Raw genomic sequence first — 15,190 nt, 5'->3', positions numbered from 1 at the left:
ATGGGCAATACGGTTGTTATCATTACACTCTCAATGTTGGTTCTCCTCTCACCGTTTTTATCCCGTGTCACCAAAGTCCCTGTAGTCGTTGTCGAGATATTATTGGGAAGTTTGGCGGCTTATTTTGGATTGCTGGTTGAAAATGATCTTTTTAAAATTATTGCAAAAGTCGGGTTTTTATATCTGATGTTTTTGGCAGGGATGGAGGTCAATCTCAAAGCGTTCGGATTTGAAAAATCCTCCTTGCTTCGTCGTACGGTACTGTATTTTGCGATGCTGTACGGGTGTTCGTTCACGTTGTATCTCTATTTTGATCTCAGTTCCGTCTATCTTGTCGCTTTTCCGATTTTTTCATTGGGAATGCTTATGGCACTTGTCAAAGAGTATGGTAAAAAGAAACCGTGGCTTGCGTTGGCTTTGAATATCGGGATTATTGGAGAATTAGTCAGTATTATGGCATTGACGATTCTCAGTGGAGGTCTTGAATACGGTTTTAACCGAGAGTTTGTGTTCGTTTTGGGAGGATTATTTCTCTTCTTGATCGGATTTATCCTATTCTTCCGAGGGATCCGAATTCTATTTTGGTGGTATCCCGGTCTAAAAACATTGATTATGCCTCATGAAGACAGTAAAGATCAGGATGTCCGTTTTTCAATGGCACTCATGTTTATTATGATCGCGATGATGCTCTATCTGAAAATCGATGTGGTTTTGGGAGCATTTTTAGCGGGGATGTTTATCGCGACATATTTTAAACACAAAACAGAGTTGCCAGAAAAACTTTCCTCTTTCGGTTTTGGATTTTTGGTTCCGATCTTTTTTATCCATGTCGGTTCTACACTTGCGCTTGACGCATTTACGGATGTTAAAATTCTTCAGTCGGCTTTGTTCATCGCCAGTGCTATTATCGGAATACGTCTTATCAGTTCCTTGGTTGCGTATGGGGGGTATTTGGGACTCAAAAATACGATATTGTTCTCATTGAGTGACTCTATGCCACTTACGTTTACGGTTGCGATTGCGACTTTGGGATACAGTGCGAATGCTATAACGCATGATGAATATTATTCTTTCATTGTTGCAAGTATGGGTAGCGGTATATTTTTGATGCTTTTGATTAAAATACTCTATGTTGCTTTTAACAAAAAATAAAAGCTCAGCACGGATTTTCAGTAAAAATAAGGTACAATCAAACCAATACCAAACGGCAAATTGCAAGGATGCAGCGTAATGAGCCAAAACGAGAAGGAGTCACGTGGATTTAACGGTTGTTTTAGGGATATTAGGGGCAATTACTACTATTTCTATCGGGGACTTGATGGAGGGTGGAAACCCTGTACACGTTGTTCATATTACATCTCTTATTATTATTATGCCGACGACTCTCTTGGCATCAATGGTTAGTACTGACGGTGAGCATATCAAAGGTGCCTTCAAAAGTCTTCCAATCATTTTTAAAAAATCTTCGGTTAATCTTCATGAACGCATTCATCAAATTATCGAATTATCAACAATGGCACGTCGTGATGGTCTTTTGTCTTTGGAAGCGAAAGTAGCACAACTGGATAATGAGTTTTTGAAACAAGGACTCAGTATGGCGGTTGATGGCAATGAAATCGAAACGATTGAAGAGACTCTTGAACTTGTTATCGAAGAGACGGAGCACTACTATCACGGGTGTGCCCACTATTGGATTCTTGCAGGGGAGACTTCTCCCGTTCTTGGGCTTGTCGGGGCTGTTTTGGGACTTATTCTTGCACTTCAAAAATTGGATAATCCAAAAGAGATGGCTGAAGGTATTGCAGGGGCATTTACTGCGACCGTAACGGGGATTTTTAGTGCGTACGTTCTCTTTGGGCCAATGGGGAATAAATTGAATAAAAAAGCGCATCATATTGTTAAAGAACAAAAATTAATGTTAGCGGGAATAATAGGAATCGTTCATGGAGATAATCCACGTACACTTGAAGCAAAATTACTGAATTACCTCTCACCGGCTGAAGAAAAACATAGTCAGTTTAATTAATAAAGAGTAGCTATGTCCAAGAAAAAATGTAAAAAGTGCCCTGAATGTCCCCCTGCAGAAAAATGGGCGGTTCCGACGGCAGACTTCTTTAGTCTTCTCCTAGCACTTTTTATTGCACTTTATGCAATTGCATCCGTTAATAAAGAGAAAGTTAGAGCATTAAAAGAAGAGTTTGTTAAAATTTACGATTATGCCCCTGTTCCTGACTCCATGACACCGGTTGTGAACATGGTCACAGAGACAAAACCGACACCGGATGCAACAGCCAACCCAAAAGGGGCTGTTCCAGTATCAGATGGAGGAGCGGTTTTGGTTGGTTCTCCGCCGACTCCAACGACAACAGCAGTTTCTGATGCGGTTAAAAAAATTCAACAAGATTTGAAAAATGTCTCAATGGGGGCAGGGCCTCTTGATCAGAGTATGGATGGAGTATTGTTAAAACTCCCTACATCTGTTCCGTTCCGCGGAGCAAATGCAACGATTGATAATGAAGAACTCCATCTGTTTTTGAGACGGGTAACGGATATTATCAATTCACTTCCTCCAAGCGTCAATATATCGGTTCGCGGTTATACCGACAATCAGCAGCTTCCTGCAGGTTCGCCGTACAAAGACAACATCGAACTCTCTGCAAAAAGAGCTGAAACGGTTATGCGAGAGTTGATTAAAAACGGTGTTGCACCTGAGCGTCTTTCAACCGCAGGATTCGGATCAGCGAAACCGGTAGCCGAAAACATCAGTGAAGAGAACCGTGCAAAAAATCGCCGTGTCGAGTTTTATATGTACGTCTCCAACGATACCCCGCTTGATCAAACGAAACAAAACAATATTTTGGATGCTCTTAGTAAATTGCAAAAATAATGAACCGAATCGATAATTACCGATTTTATGCTTCCGGTATTATCGAACACGGCTTTACGCCTCAAGGGCTCCATTGGCACTCTCAAGATTCCCAACAAATCCGATTTGATCAACTTCTTTCGTTATTGCCAAATAACGTCATATCCATTGTTGATGCCGGATGCGGATTTGGTGATTTGTATCATTATATAACCCAAAGAGGGGATAAATCAATAGAAAACTATATTGGTCTTGATTCGCTTGATATGATGGTACATGAAGCATCTATACGGACAGGACAAACCATCATGCAATGCGATATACTCTGCGATCCGTTGCCGGAAGCAGAGTATTATCTGTGTAGCGGGGCACTCAATATCCTGACTCGAGAGGGAGCTTTTTTATTTATTGAGCGTTGTCTTCATGCGTCGATGCAGGGAATGATTTTTAATTTTCTAGAAGGGGATAAGGAATCAAAAACCTATAATTACTTGAGAGAAGAGAGTATTAGGAATTTAGCGAGGAGATTAAAAGCGGAGGTCGTATTCCGCCGTAACTACTATCAAAGAGATTGTACGGCGGCTTTTTATAAAAAATAGAGGTATTAAGTCTTTATTTCGCAATAAAACTGAGGCAGTAATAAATTCCGGCACTCATCAATGCTGTAATCGGCAATGTAAAAATCCACGAAAGCAAAATGGTTTTAATCATCCCTTTTTGAACACCGCCGTCAGGTTCTGCTACCATTGAACCAGCAACCGAACTTGAAACGATATGGGTCGTACTAACAGGTGCATGGGCAAAGTTTGAGAGCAAAATAGTAATCATCGCGATCGCTTGTGAAATCGTCCCTTGCATATAATTGATAGGGTTCGTACCAATCTTTTCACCGATGGTATGTACGATTCTTTTATATCCGATCATTGTCCCGATACTGATAGCCAATGCAACGGCAATGATAACCCAATACGGTATATATTCTGAAGCGTTAACGAGTGTTTTACGCTGACTTGCAACATAATCGGATTTATCTTTATCGACAGATTTTTCAACTTGGCTGAAAAAATTGTCAGTACACAAAATAGCGGTGTGCACATTCCAACGATCTGTCGGAGAAAGTTCTGAATACGATTTCACACCGTCAAATTTTTCGGCAATGAGCGTGGTGGTTTGTTGAACTTGATTCACATCACATTCAGCAATCGTATTTTTAACCTTTAAAGCGCTAGTGAGATGTTTATCGGTTACCAATTGGTTTAATGTCGCATTGTTTTCAGAATAAAAATTCGAAAGATTTACCGCACTGTCATGTGTTTGTTTGATTTTATATTCATGAGAACTCATATCCAACGCATAGTAGGTAGGGAGAAGACCGATCAAAATGATCATGATCAAACCCATCCCTTTTTGTCCGTCATTCGAACCGTGCGCAAAACTGACACCGGCACCTGTAGCGATAATACCCATACGCATCCAAAAGTTTGGACGTCTGCGTTTTGTCTCATCTTCAGGTGATTTATAAAATTTAGGGTTTGTAATAAATTTTCGTGCCGCTTTCATCATCAAATAGGCAAATCCGAAACCTACAATCGGTGAGAGTGCCAGCGCCGTCAAAACTTTGTATACAGCAGACCAGTTAACACTTTGTGAAAAATCAAAGCCGTGCATCATACTAAATGCGATACTGACCCCGATAAGTGATCCGATAAGCGAATGTGAACTTGATACCGGAATACCGAAATACCATGTTCCGAAGTTCCAAATAACGGCTGAAATAAGCAATGAATAAATCATAACCAAGGTAGCGTGCTGATTTGAGGAAACAATGATATCCAAGGGAAGAAGATGGACGATGGTATAAGCAACACCGATCCCTCCGAGCATAACACCAAAAAAGTTCATGACCCCTGCCATCAAAACAGAGTGACCTGGTTTCAAAGAATTGGTATAAATGATCATAGATACGGCATTTGCAGTATCATGAAATCCGTTGATCATCTCATAAAATAGGGCAATCCCTAAAGAGAGTAGCAACAAACCGAGGGTAATTGCATCAATATTATTAAGTGCTTCCCAAAGTACAGACATGGCATTTCCTAAAGTTAAAAATATGAAGTGGAATAATATTACGAAACCATTACAAAAAGGTTACGGAATTATTACATTATGCCCGTTTGTCTCTTTGAAGAGACTTTGACGGACAAAAGATAAGGGGCTTAGGGGAGAAGAGTCGCTTTGATGATTTTTTGTGTTTGAAGAGGTTTGTCTCCTCCGTATTGACCATTGGTCTGAACATTGTTAAGTTTGCTTAATACATCCATTCCGCCGACAACACGACCGAAGATTGTATGATATCCATTGAGCCAAGGGGTAGGTGCAGTTGTGATGAAGAATTGGCTTCCATTCGTTTTTGGTCCTGCATTTGCCATCGCTAAAATACCGGCTTTATCGAATACCACTCCGGATTTAAATTCATCTTTAAAAGGCTTTTTCCAGATAGATTCGCCACCTGCACCGGTACCGGTTGGATCACCGCCTTGAACCATAAAGTTTTTGATAATTCGATGAAAAGTTAAACCGTTGTAGTAGCCGTTTTTTACATGCCCTGTAAAGTTTTCTACCGCTAAAGGGGCTACGTCTTCATACAGCTCTAAAGTGATATCTCCCTGTGTCGTTTGAAGGAGAACTTTTGGGTGGGAAGCGGCAAAGGAAAGTGCTGCCGCAAACAAAAAGGTGATAATTAAACGCATTCAGACTCCTGTGTCTATGGTGTTCATGAGGAGTTATTCCTCTGAAAGATTTGAAAAAGAGATTATAGTCGCACTTTCTGATGCACGGCTTAGTGCATAGGTATAATTCTCCTCTTCTTCGGGTACAATCAAAAAAACATGAGGGAAATGCAAGCCGTAGGTGAACTCAGACATAGTTAAAAGGATTGTGTCCAAGCTTTGGTATTGCAAGCTGAAATCTTCTTTGATGATACGAGTATTTAATCCAAAATATTCATCAATACTCTCTTTGTATCTTTCTAGTTGGGAATAATCAGAGAGAATAATCATGATGTTGTCTTTAGCTGTGCTTGGCATAAGGGAACGGAGTTCAACGAGCAAAGTCATAAGGGTATTTTTGATCGTGGTAGTGACTTTTTTGACAGGTATGTTTTTTTGATAATGGTTATAGAGGATAAAGGATGAACCGCTGATCGGGACATAGTTGTTATACATGGAAAGAAGAAGCCAACGATCTTCTTTGTGTTGAATCAAAGAATCAACAGTATGTTTGCTGATCAAATGGGAATCGTCACATAAAATGGCGGTTGCCGCCTTAAAATACTCGGTTTCTTCAATTTTTTCAGCATCATTAGGGGTATAAAATCGTAATGAAGAGTGCTCGATTTTAAGTGCGCTGTATTCTAGGATGGATATGAGCTCATTGCGCAGGATTTCACCGCCGACGATTGTTGGGGTGATAATAAGGATGTTGTTTTCAGGATTTTGCAATAGAAGTAACAGTGCTTTACGAACGATTAGCGTGCTTTTTCCGCTGTTATGTTCACCAAAAAGGGTTGTAACGATATCGTTGAAATCCGATTCAAGGAAATTTTGTTGCTCTTCTGAGAGCAATTGTCCATAAGGGTATTCTTGTGAGGGGAGAATAAGGGTATGTGATTGAAGAGAACCAATGATTTTATGATATTCATAGCGAAGATCGGATAAAGGTGCCAAAGTATTTAATTTATAGAGAATCGATTCATCCGAAGAATCAGAGAAGATCAGTTTTTCTTTGGGGAGGAGTTCGTGAAATGACGGATCAAGTGAATCAAACTCTTCTTCTTTGAGTCTGTTGAACCAAAGAAATCGGTTGCATGGTGTGGCATCGAAAGAGAGAACATCTTCAAGTTTTTGTCGAATGGCAGATTCGATAGCGTTTAGATACGTTGTTGATGGGGTTTTACTTTGCTGGGTAAAGGGTTCAGCATGTGCTCCTTGAAGCATCTCAAAATCCCATTCCAATTTTTCGGCAAAATAAATTCCGCGGTCTTCTGAAAAGAAGAGAAGAGGAATAAGTATTTTTCGATCCCGATAATAAAGGGGAAAGTTGTCAAACAAGAATGCATTTTCAAGCGCTGCAATACGTTGTAACTGGTTGATTTGGTACTGAGAATCAAATGTACTGTTTGGTTTAGATAGAGAGGATTGACGTTTAAAGAGGTTTAAAAAAGAGGAAATCACGTTCATCCCTGAGTAAAGTGAAAATGTGTTATTGAAAATTATAACGAAATTTCATCCTAAGAGAGAAAACAAAATAAACTATGAAGAAATAGAGGAATAAGCCGAGGGGAATTCCTCGGCATATTAAGGGTATTTATTTACCAGCTTCTACGCTGTCTTTAAGACTTTTGCCTGGTTTGAATTTAGGAACCATTTTGTCTTGTGTGCTGTAAGTTTTGTTTGTACCTGGAACTTTACCGCTTTTCCCTTTTTGAAGAGAAGATGAAAAGCTTCCGAATCCTACCAATGACACTTCTTCTTTTTGTACAAGAGCTGCAGTTACCGCTTCAGTGAAAGCTTTGATAGCCGTTTCAGCTTCAACTTTAGTTTTGTAACTACCACTTTTTTGAACCAATTCTACGAATTGTGCTTTATTCATTTATTGCCCTTAATTTAGATATGCGAATAACACTCAGAATCTCCGCACTTATTGTGTATAGCGAAGTGAAATGTTTTAGCCGCGAATACTTTAATATCTCTTACCTTAAATTTTTCTTCTTTTTTTCGATTTTAGTGAATAGTTTGGTTATTTTGTGGTTTTTTAGACCGTTTTTTAGCCAATTCTTTGAATGACGTGAGAGCGGCGATAATGAAGATGTTTTTTTAGGTACTAAGGTTTTGCCCCATAACGACCATTTTTCAAAGAAACCTCGAGATGGAGATATGGATAAAAAAACTTCCTCTAAACCGATGCGCTCTTGTTCACTCAAACTGCTCATGATGTTTGTCCTAATTTATTAATTTTGCGTACGACGCGAATAATTTCATCATCTTCAAGCATCCCTAGCATTTCAAGAACCGCTTTTGCCGCTTGGGGTTTAGCATTGCCTAGCCGCCAGTCCTGATACGTTCGCATGGAGATACCCAGTTCTTGAGCCATATCTTTTTGGGATATCTTCTTCCCGTTGCGTTGTGCCTCCACCGCATTGTGAAGAAGATTAAAAAGATCACTCATTTCCATCGCTCCATTGTAATATCCTTTTCTTAAAATAAACATTAAAACGTATAAAATATACTTAAAAATATGTATAAATATCATATATGCGTATTGAATAAACACATTAATCGTCATAGCAAGAATTATTCCAACTATAAAACAAATTAAAATGTTTATAATATACAGAAAACCGTATTAAGATTTGTCTAGAAAATTTACGGAAATGGCTCAAATGAAGTGGGTGAAATGTAAAATATCAATAAGATGGGATTGAAAAAAAGAAATGTAACGAGGAGGATAAGATTGGAAAGAGGGGAAACCCCTCTTATGCGTTAGGAAAGAAAATCGGTGTAATCGTAGCGAGACAGATCGACGTAAAATTCCCCTTCTTTTTGAATAACACGGACATCGCTCCCGTAAGCGAGTTCAAAGCGTCGTTTGACGGCTTTACGTTCGTCTGAACCCATTCCGATAAATTTAAGGTAGCGTTTGAGTTCAATAACTCCTCCGCTAGAAGGTTGAGGTGCGGCGGTTATTGGGGTCGCTGAGATATCGACGTCGTGTACTTTATTCTCATGGGATAAGAGGAGTTTGGTATTAATCACTTCAAAGAAGTTTTTGAGCTGCTCGTCTTTGGCGGTATATATCTCTTCGATACGTTCGCGTTCGGCAATGAGCATTTGTTCTTTGTCGTTGACCAAACGATCGATTTTCGCTTCGAGCTCTTTGATTTTGAGTTTCAGCTGCTGATTCTCTTTTTGATAGAGGGCGATAATCATCCCGACCGTTGTTTTTTGAGGAGCCGGAGCAGAGAGTGAAGTTTTGGCGGTTTGAGTCAGTTCACGGTGTTTTTCTTCATCCAAAGAGCTTCGAGGAACGATGATATAGGTAACACCGCCTTCTATAATATAGTTAAGCCGTTTTGTCCGGAGTTTATTTTGGATCATCTCTTTGGACATTTTAAAAGTTTTAGCGTATTCATCAACCGTAAAACGCATACATCCTCCTTAAGGATAGTGTGGTTGTTATCTTATCTAAAAAAAGCTTTTCTGATTACGATTTTTTAGGAGGTGTGAGCCATGTCGGACGCGGTGGAGGGATGATTCCCCCTTTTCTCATCCAAATCAGATACCCGTGGTGGGTAATGTGATGTTTGTCTTCAAAAGAGTGGATGGAACTATGGCGAAACTCGCATTGAGCCAACAGTTGACGGTAATCACTATGTGCTTCTAGAAAGGTTTCCAAGGATGCGAAGGCTTTATCCGAAATAATCACCGTATTGTTATTGGCTAGATTTTTATTTTCAATGTAGCGGGCACATTCGTTCAAACCGTCTCCGATAAAGTTTTCATGTCCCAAAATATCTTCGAAACGGTGTACTTTTCCGGTATGGACTCCGACACGAATCCCCTTGAAATAAGGGTATTCTTTGGCAATAAAATCGGAAAAATGGAGAAATGATAGTCCAAGAATAGGTCCAAATCCACGTAATGATGGGTGCAATATGCAATAAAAACCATCTCCTGTCGGAATCATCCCTTGCACCATTTTCTCCATAGGTATACCGGAGGCTTTGAGCATTTTTTGGATCATCTTTTTATAGGTCAATGAGAGATAGGAGATGATTTCCAACTGCATATCCATCCCCAAACGGGAAAAATCGACGATATCAATAAGAACAATGTCAGTATGAATCGCTTTTTTGCTCATGAGCGAGTTGGACCCTTTTTTGATGAATAATTCTATTGTAGTCTAAAAAACCTAAGAGTGGTTAAAACTTCCCTGTTTGTGTGTTAATTATGAGATTAAAGTGTGTTACCATTTCCAAAATTTAAATATATGGGGATACGCAGTATGCAAAAACGGACTAAAATTTTAGCAACCGTCGGTCCTGCATCGGATAATGTGGAAACTCTTGCAAATTTGATTCAAGCAGGGGTGAATGTCTTTCGTCTCAATTTTTCTCACGGGACGCACGAATATCATTCGCAAGTCTTAGCCAATATCCGTGCGGCCATGCGTCAAACGGGATTGATCGTCGGTGTGATGCAAGATATCAGCGGTCCTAAAATCCGTGTGGGAAAACTCAACGAAGAGTTTAATCTCGAATATGGGGATTTGATCGATTTTTATTATGAGAGTTGTGTGGGCGAAAAGATCGGGGAAAATCATTATCGACTTTCGATCAATCAGCCTGAAATTTTACGGAAGTTAAATATTTCGGATTCAATTTATTTGTATGATGGATTGATTCGTGCGCGAATCGTTGATATGAATGTGCAGTATATTCGGGCGGTTATTGAGAATAAAGGGAAGCTCTCTTCAAACAAAGGGATTAATTTTCCTAATACCCGCTTAGATATTGAGATTTTAACGGAAAAAGACAAAGCCGATATGAAATGGGGCGTTGAAAACGGCATAGATTTTATGGCGATTTCATTTGTTCAAAATGCACAGGATATGATGCATGCACGTGAAGTGGTTCAATCGTACGGCGGCGATGTGCAATTGATAGCTAAAATTGAGAAGTTTGATGCAGTAGAAAATATTGATGAAATTTTGCGTCATTCGGACGGTTTAATGGTTGCGCGAGGTGATTTGGGAATTGAAGTCCCTTATTATCGCGTTCCTACGATTCAAAAAATGTTGATTGATAAAGCAAATTCCCATTCCAAACCGGTGATTACCGCGACGCAAATGCTGTTGTCTATGACCGAAAAGGAATCTGCCACGCGTGCAGAGATCAGCGATGTAGCAAATGCCGTATTGGATGGAACGGATGCCGTGATGCTCTCAGAAGAGAGTGCGATTGGGCATAATCCGGTATTGGTCGTAGAGACCATGGTAAATACGATTCGCTCTATCGAAGAGATATATCCGTATGAAAAATTCAACTTTGGATACGATGATGCTATGGATATGGTGAATGAATCTGCGGTACGTCTGGGAGATTCGCTTGATGCTGAGGGAATTATTGCCATGACGTCTTCTGGTCAATCTGCGAAAAAACTCTCTCGATACCGTCCGAAAATGACCATTTACGCTGCGACGCATGAAGAGAGAGTTGCACGGCTCCTTACTTTGGCGTGGGGCGTGGTACCGGCGTATCTGATCAAAAAAGGGCGTATTGAAGATATGCTCAGCGATATTATCCAAAGCGGATTGAAGCGCAATATTATCGACAAAAACAATACCTATATTTTCACGGCGGGATACCCTATCGGCACCCCCGGAACAACGAATATCATCCGTATTTTGAGAGAAAATGAGATTACGTTTTTCGGAGAGACAAAATCTCAGCCTGCAAAAGCAAAAAAAAGTGAAGAGAGTGCAATTCCCACCCTTTTTTAAGGAGTGGACTGAAAATTGCTTTTGATGCGGCTGAGGGATACCGCCATTTTGTTTCGTCATCAAAGGTGTCCCTCAAAACCTTTTCTCTTTACGCTACAATATCTTTTATGAAAACCGATACACTTTTTACGAAACCGATCTCCAAACAATTTGAATTTGATGCCGATGTGGCTGCCGTATTTGACGATATGCTGATTCGGTCTGTCCCTTTTTACAAAGAGTCGCAGTCGCTGACACGACGATTCGCACTCAATGCTTTAGAAAAGGGGGGGATCGTTTATGACCTTGGATGCTCTACGGCATCATTACTGCTGGAAATCGAACGATCGATTGATGAGAGATCGGCTATCCGTCTCATCGGAATCGATAACTCTGCTGCGATGATTGAACATGCCCGCAAAAAAATAGAGGCCTATGGATCGGGAATTGAACTGTACGAAGGGGATATTTTATCGTTTCCCTATGAAAAGGCGCAGGTGATTGTCAGCAATTATACGTTGCAGTTTATCCGTCCGATGCTCCGAGATACGTTAGTTCGAACGATTAGCGATGCGTTAGATGAGGGTGGTGTTTTTATTTTCAGCGAAAAAGTGGTCAGTGAAGATCCGAAACTCAATAAAGAGCTGATCGATTGCTATTATGATTTCAAAAAAGTGCAGGGATACAGCGAGTATGAGATCGTCCAAAAACGCGAAGCGCTTGAAAATGTATTGATCCCTTATACGATGAATGAAAACATTCTAATGGCAAAAAACAGCGGGTTCAAGACATGTGAAGTCCTTTTCCGCTGGGCTAATTTTGCGACATTCATCGCCATAAAATAAGGGCTTAGCGAACGCTGCCTCGGGTAGGGTTTTGATTGGACTCCAATGCGTTGGTAATATCTGCGTAGTCGAAAATATTTTTATCGCATTTTTTGTGATAATACCCTTGTACGTCATAGTACTCTTCACAATTATTGTAATATTTTAGACTTACCCCACGCTCATTAACACATCCCGTAAAAAAGATCGGCAGTAAAAGTAATAGTGAATATCGTTTCATTTGATTATTGTATCTTATCTGGGTTTAAACCCGTCCTTGCTTTTACAAAATTGAGATAAAAAACACTCTGTATCGCATTTGGGGTTTTTCGCGGTGCAGATATAGCGACCGAAGAGGACCATTCCCTGATGAAGTTGGTGAAGATCGGATTTGAATTTTTTGACCAATGTCTCTTCGGTTGCGATAGCGGTGAGATCATCGCTCAGACCTAATCGATGGCTTACCCGAAAGACGTGTGTATCGACGGCCATCAAATTGGCGCCGGTGTATTCGATCAAAACGACATGCGCTGTTTTTTGTCCTACCCCCGCTAAGGTAACAAGCTCTTTTTCATCAAGCGGTATCTCTCCTCCGTAAATTTCGACTACCCGTTTTGCCATAGCCAGGAGATTAATCGCTTTGTTGTTGAAAAATGAGCAGCTTTGGATCAGAGATTTTACATGTTCGATATTGGCCTTGGCAAGAGCGTAGGGTGTAGGGTACGCTTCAAACAAAGCGGGTGTGATAAGATTCACCCGTTTGTCGGTACATTGCGCAGAAAGGGCTACGGCTATAACGAGCTCATACACATTGCGGTAGTTCAATTCAGTAACGGCGTTATTATAATGGGTTAAAAAAGCACTTTTTATGGAGTCGATCTCTTTTTTCGTTGCTTTTTTAACCATTATGCATTCCGTTCGTTTTTGCGTATTGTAGCATTTAAAATGCTATCCGATAATTTTTGTGTTACAATAAGCCATTTCTGTATAAAATCGTTATTTTAAGGGGAAAAATTGGGAGTATTCGGATTTATAAGTTCCCTTTTTGGAAGCAATAAACACCATTTTTCAGTTGAAAATGATCAAACGATAAATAAAGAACTTTTTTACAAAGTCCTTGATACGGACGCCGATCCGATACTTTTTTTTACAAAAGATCACGGATGGATTGGTGCGAATAAAGCTTTTTTTGATCTTGTTCCTCTTCAAAATATCGAACAACTCCGACATAACTATGAAAGTATTCGTGAATTGTTCGATCATGAAGATGAGGAAGTTTTTACCGAATTTGATAAAAGCTGGTTAGATTATATCCGAACCCATTGCCCCGGCGGATACGGAATCGGGATTGTGGATGCATCGGGCAAAACGCATAGGATGATTGCAACCGCAACCCTATTGCAAGAGGGGGGAAAAGATCTCTATCTTCTTCGTCTGGAAGATCAAAGCAAATTGGTAGATTTAAAAGAAGAAGTGCTGAAGGTTGAGCAGCTTAAAAGTAAGTTTTTAGCCAATATAGGTCATGAATTCCGTACTCCGATGAACGGTATTTTAGGGTTTGTCGATTTACTTTCGAAAACCTCTCCCAATGAAACACAGCTTGAATATATCCATTCGGTACAAGGATCAGCCCGTAATCTGATGTCCAATATCGAAAATCTTCTCGACTTGGCGCAGATGCAAAACGGTAGATTGCATGTCAATAATAATGAATTCAATATTGTTGCCGAGATGGAGGAATTGGTATCCGAAATTCTCCCTATGGCACTGGATAAAGGGGTAAAAGTTCAGTTTTTTATCGATCCGAAACTCCCCACATACATCACCGGAGATGTCCGTAAAATCAAGCAAGTGATCAATAACCTATACAATAATGCTCTGAAATTTACCCCAAGCGGCGGACGTATTTATGTCGAGAGTAAACTTTTGAAGCGCAATACGTCGGGGACATGTACGATCGGATTTACCATCAAAGATACCGGCAAAGGGATCAGCAAATCAGAACTCATCAACATTACTCGCCCCTTTGTCTCCGGAGATCATGCGGATAATCGCTTGGGAATTGGACTGAGTCTTTCCCATGGCTTGATCTCTTTGATGGGAGGCGAACTCAAGATCACGAGTGAAGAGACCAAAGGATCGACATTTAGTTTCGCGATGAATCTTGAAGGTTCATCAGATCAAGCGATGAAAATGATTAATGCACACAGTGTGAAAGTGGTTTTAGTGGATGAGAAAAAATTGGACGATGCAAATCATTTGACCAATTACCTGCGTAGTTTCGGTGTCAATGTGACAAAAATGCAAACGATCGATGAAACTATTTTTAATGATACCGAAGCGGTTTATTTCATCGGTTCTCAGGATAAAAGTGATTGGACAATGACCCTCGCGAGCATAAAACGCAGTTGTAAAACTATCTTGCTGATGGATGAGCAAGAACGGCTTCAGGCAAAAATGCTTCATCTGATCGACTTTCCGCTCGCAAAACCTTTGCTCCCCAGCACGCTATTAAAACATTTAAGCGAAATCTTCAACTTGCCGCATGTTATTGTATCTACCGCACCGCAAATACAGCGAGGTGTAAATGCTTTGGTAGTAGAGGACAATCTGATCAACCAGCGGCTCATCAAATTATTGCTCAAAGAATACGGTATCTCTGTGGTGGCCGTTTCCAATGGGGATGAAGCGGTTGAAATGTGCCGAGAAAAAACATTTGATATCGTTTTTATGGATATCGATATGCCGATCAAAGATGGTATTTTAGCAACGCAAGAGATCAAATCCGAAGATCGTGCAACAAAACGGATGCCGATTATCGCATTAACGGCATTGGCGATGGAAGGAGATCGCGAATATATTTTGGAACGCGGTTTGGATGATTATCTCTCTAAACCTCTGACCCGTGAAAAGCTTGAGTATGTATTGCAAAAATATTTACATGTTCGGATATAAGGAGAAG

The 15,190-nt window shown here is 40.2% G+C and carries 17 protein-coding genes; 7 read left to right on the top strand and 10 right to left on the bottom strand.

Going from position 1 to position 15,190, the window contains the following annotated elements; all coding sequences use genetic code 11:
• The 4 genes from CJD30_RS00300 (at position 1) to CJD30_RS00285 (ending at position 3,465) form a co-directional block, all read left to right on the top strand.
• Positions 1-1,152, top strand: coding sequence for a cation:proton antiporter (locus CJD30_RS00300; RefSeq protein ID WP_294915110.1), 1,152 nt, complete (start codon positions 1-3; stop codon positions 1,150-1,152).
• 103 nt (positions 1,153-1,255) lie between these two features.
• Entirely contained in the window at positions 1,256-2,026 is a 771-nt protein-coding gene (gene motA, locus CJD30_RS00295; protein ID WP_294915107.1) for a flagellar motor stator protein MotA, read from the top strand.
• A gap of 12 nt (positions 2,027-2,038) precedes the next feature.
• Entirely contained in the window at positions 2,039-2,887 is an 849-nt protein-coding gene (gene motB / locus CJD30_RS00290) for a flagellar motor protein MotB (RefSeq protein WP_294915104.1), read from the top strand.
• Entirely contained in the window at positions 2,887-3,465 is a 579-nt protein-coding gene (locus CJD30_RS00285) for a class I SAM-dependent methyltransferase (protein WP_294915102.1), read from the top strand. Before motB ends, CJD30_RS00285 begins: the two co-directional genes overlap by 1 nt.
• A 13-nt stretch (positions 3,466-3,478) precedes the next feature.
• On the opposite strand, the gene CJD30_RS00280 is transcribed toward CJD30_RS00285, so the two are convergent.
• The 8 genes from CJD30_RS00280 to CJD30_RS00245 all read right to left on the bottom strand — a co-directional run bounded on the left by CJD30_RS00280 (position 3,479) and on the right by CJD30_RS00245 (position 9,784).
• On the bottom strand, positions 3,479-4,954 hold the full coding sequence (locus CJD30_RS00280; RefSeq protein WP_294915099.1) for an inorganic phosphate transporter: 1,476 nt from the start codon (positions 4,952-4,954) through the stop codon (positions 3,479-3,481).
• Between the two features lie 128 nt (positions 4,955-5,082).
• Positions 5,083-5,616, bottom strand: coding sequence for a peptidylprolyl isomerase (locus tag CJD30_RS00275; RefSeq protein WP_294915096.1), 534 nt, complete (start codon positions 5,614-5,616; stop codon positions 5,083-5,085).
• 33 nt (positions 5,617-5,649) lie between these two features.
• On the bottom strand, positions 5,650-7,098 hold the full coding sequence (locus tag CJD30_RS00270) for a hypothetical protein (RefSeq protein WP_294915093.1): 1,449 nt from the start codon (positions 7,096-7,098) through the stop codon (positions 5,650-5,652).
• A 133-nt stretch (positions 7,099-7,231) separates the two neighbouring features.
• The gene (locus CJD30_RS00265) at positions 7,232-7,516 is read right to left on the bottom strand and encodes an HU family DNA-binding protein (protein WP_294915091.1); all 285 of its coding nucleotides are present in this window, start codon (positions 7,514-7,516) and stop codon (positions 7,232-7,234) included.
• A gap of 100 nt (positions 7,517-7,616) precedes the next feature.
• A complete protein-coding gene (locus tag CJD30_RS00260) occupies positions 7,617-7,856 on the bottom strand; it encodes a hypothetical protein (protein WP_294915089.1) in 240 nt (79 codons plus the stop codon).
• On the bottom strand, positions 7,853-8,098 hold the full coding sequence (locus tag CJD30_RS00255) for a helix-turn-helix transcriptional regulator (protein ID WP_294915087.1): 246 nt from the start codon (positions 8,096-8,098) through the stop codon (positions 7,853-7,855). The genes CJD30_RS00260 and CJD30_RS00255 overlap by 4 nt, the downstream gene beginning before the upstream one ends.
• A 308-nt stretch (positions 8,099-8,406) precedes the next feature.
• Positions 8,407-9,072 carry a hypothetical protein gene (locus tag CJD30_RS00250; protein WP_294915085.1) on the bottom strand — a complete coding sequence of 222 codons (666 nt, stop codon included), beginning with the start codon at positions 9,070-9,072 and terminating at the stop codon, positions 8,407-8,409.
• 55 nt (positions 9,073-9,127) lie between these two features.
• Entirely contained in the window at positions 9,128-9,784 is a 657-nt protein-coding gene (locus tag CJD30_RS00245; RefSeq protein ID WP_294915083.1) for a hypothetical protein, read from the bottom strand.
• A 144-nt stretch (positions 9,785-9,928) separates the two neighbouring features.
• Here CJD30_RS00245 and pyk point away from each other — a divergent pair, with 144 nt between their 5' ends.
• A complete protein-coding gene (gene pyk / locus CJD30_RS00240; protein WP_294915081.1) occupies positions 9,929-11,425 on the top strand; it encodes a pyruvate kinase in 1,497 nt (498 codons plus the stop codon).
• A gap of 107 nt (positions 11,426-11,532) precedes the next feature.
• A complete protein-coding gene (gene cmoA, locus CJD30_RS00235; RefSeq protein ID WP_294915079.1) occupies positions 11,533-12,249 on the top strand; it encodes a carboxy-S-adenosyl-L-methionine synthase CmoA in 717 nt (238 codons plus the stop codon).
• A gap of 4 nt (positions 12,250-12,253) precedes the next feature.
• On the opposite strand, the gene CJD30_RS00230 is transcribed toward cmoA, so the two are convergent.
• Positions 12,254-12,469, bottom strand: coding sequence for a hypothetical protein (locus tag CJD30_RS00230; RefSeq protein WP_294915077.1), 216 nt, complete (start codon positions 12,467-12,469; stop codon positions 12,254-12,256).
• Between the two features lie 14 nt (positions 12,470-12,483).
• Positions 12,484-13,134, bottom strand: a complete 651-nt coding sequence (gene nth / locus CJD30_RS00225) for an endonuclease III (protein ID WP_294915075.1) — start codon at positions 13,132-13,134, stop codon at positions 12,484-12,486.
• 108 nt (positions 13,135-13,242) lie between these two features.
• Between nth and CJD30_RS00220 the strand changes: the two genes are divergently transcribed.
• On the top strand, positions 13,243-15,183 hold the full coding sequence (locus tag CJD30_RS00220) for a response regulator (protein WP_294915073.1): 1,941 nt from the start codon (positions 13,243-13,245) through the stop codon (positions 15,181-15,183).
• Positions 15,184-15,190 lie beyond the last annotated feature (7 nt).

The sequence above is a fragment of the Sulfuricurvum sp. PD_MW2 genome, assembly GCF_002633015.1.
GTDB lineage: Bacteria > Campylobacterota > Campylobacteria > Campylobacterales > Sulfurimonadaceae > Sulfuricurvum.
Note: the sequence above shows the minus strand (reverse complement) of the source record. Positions and strands in the feature narration are given on the sequence as shown.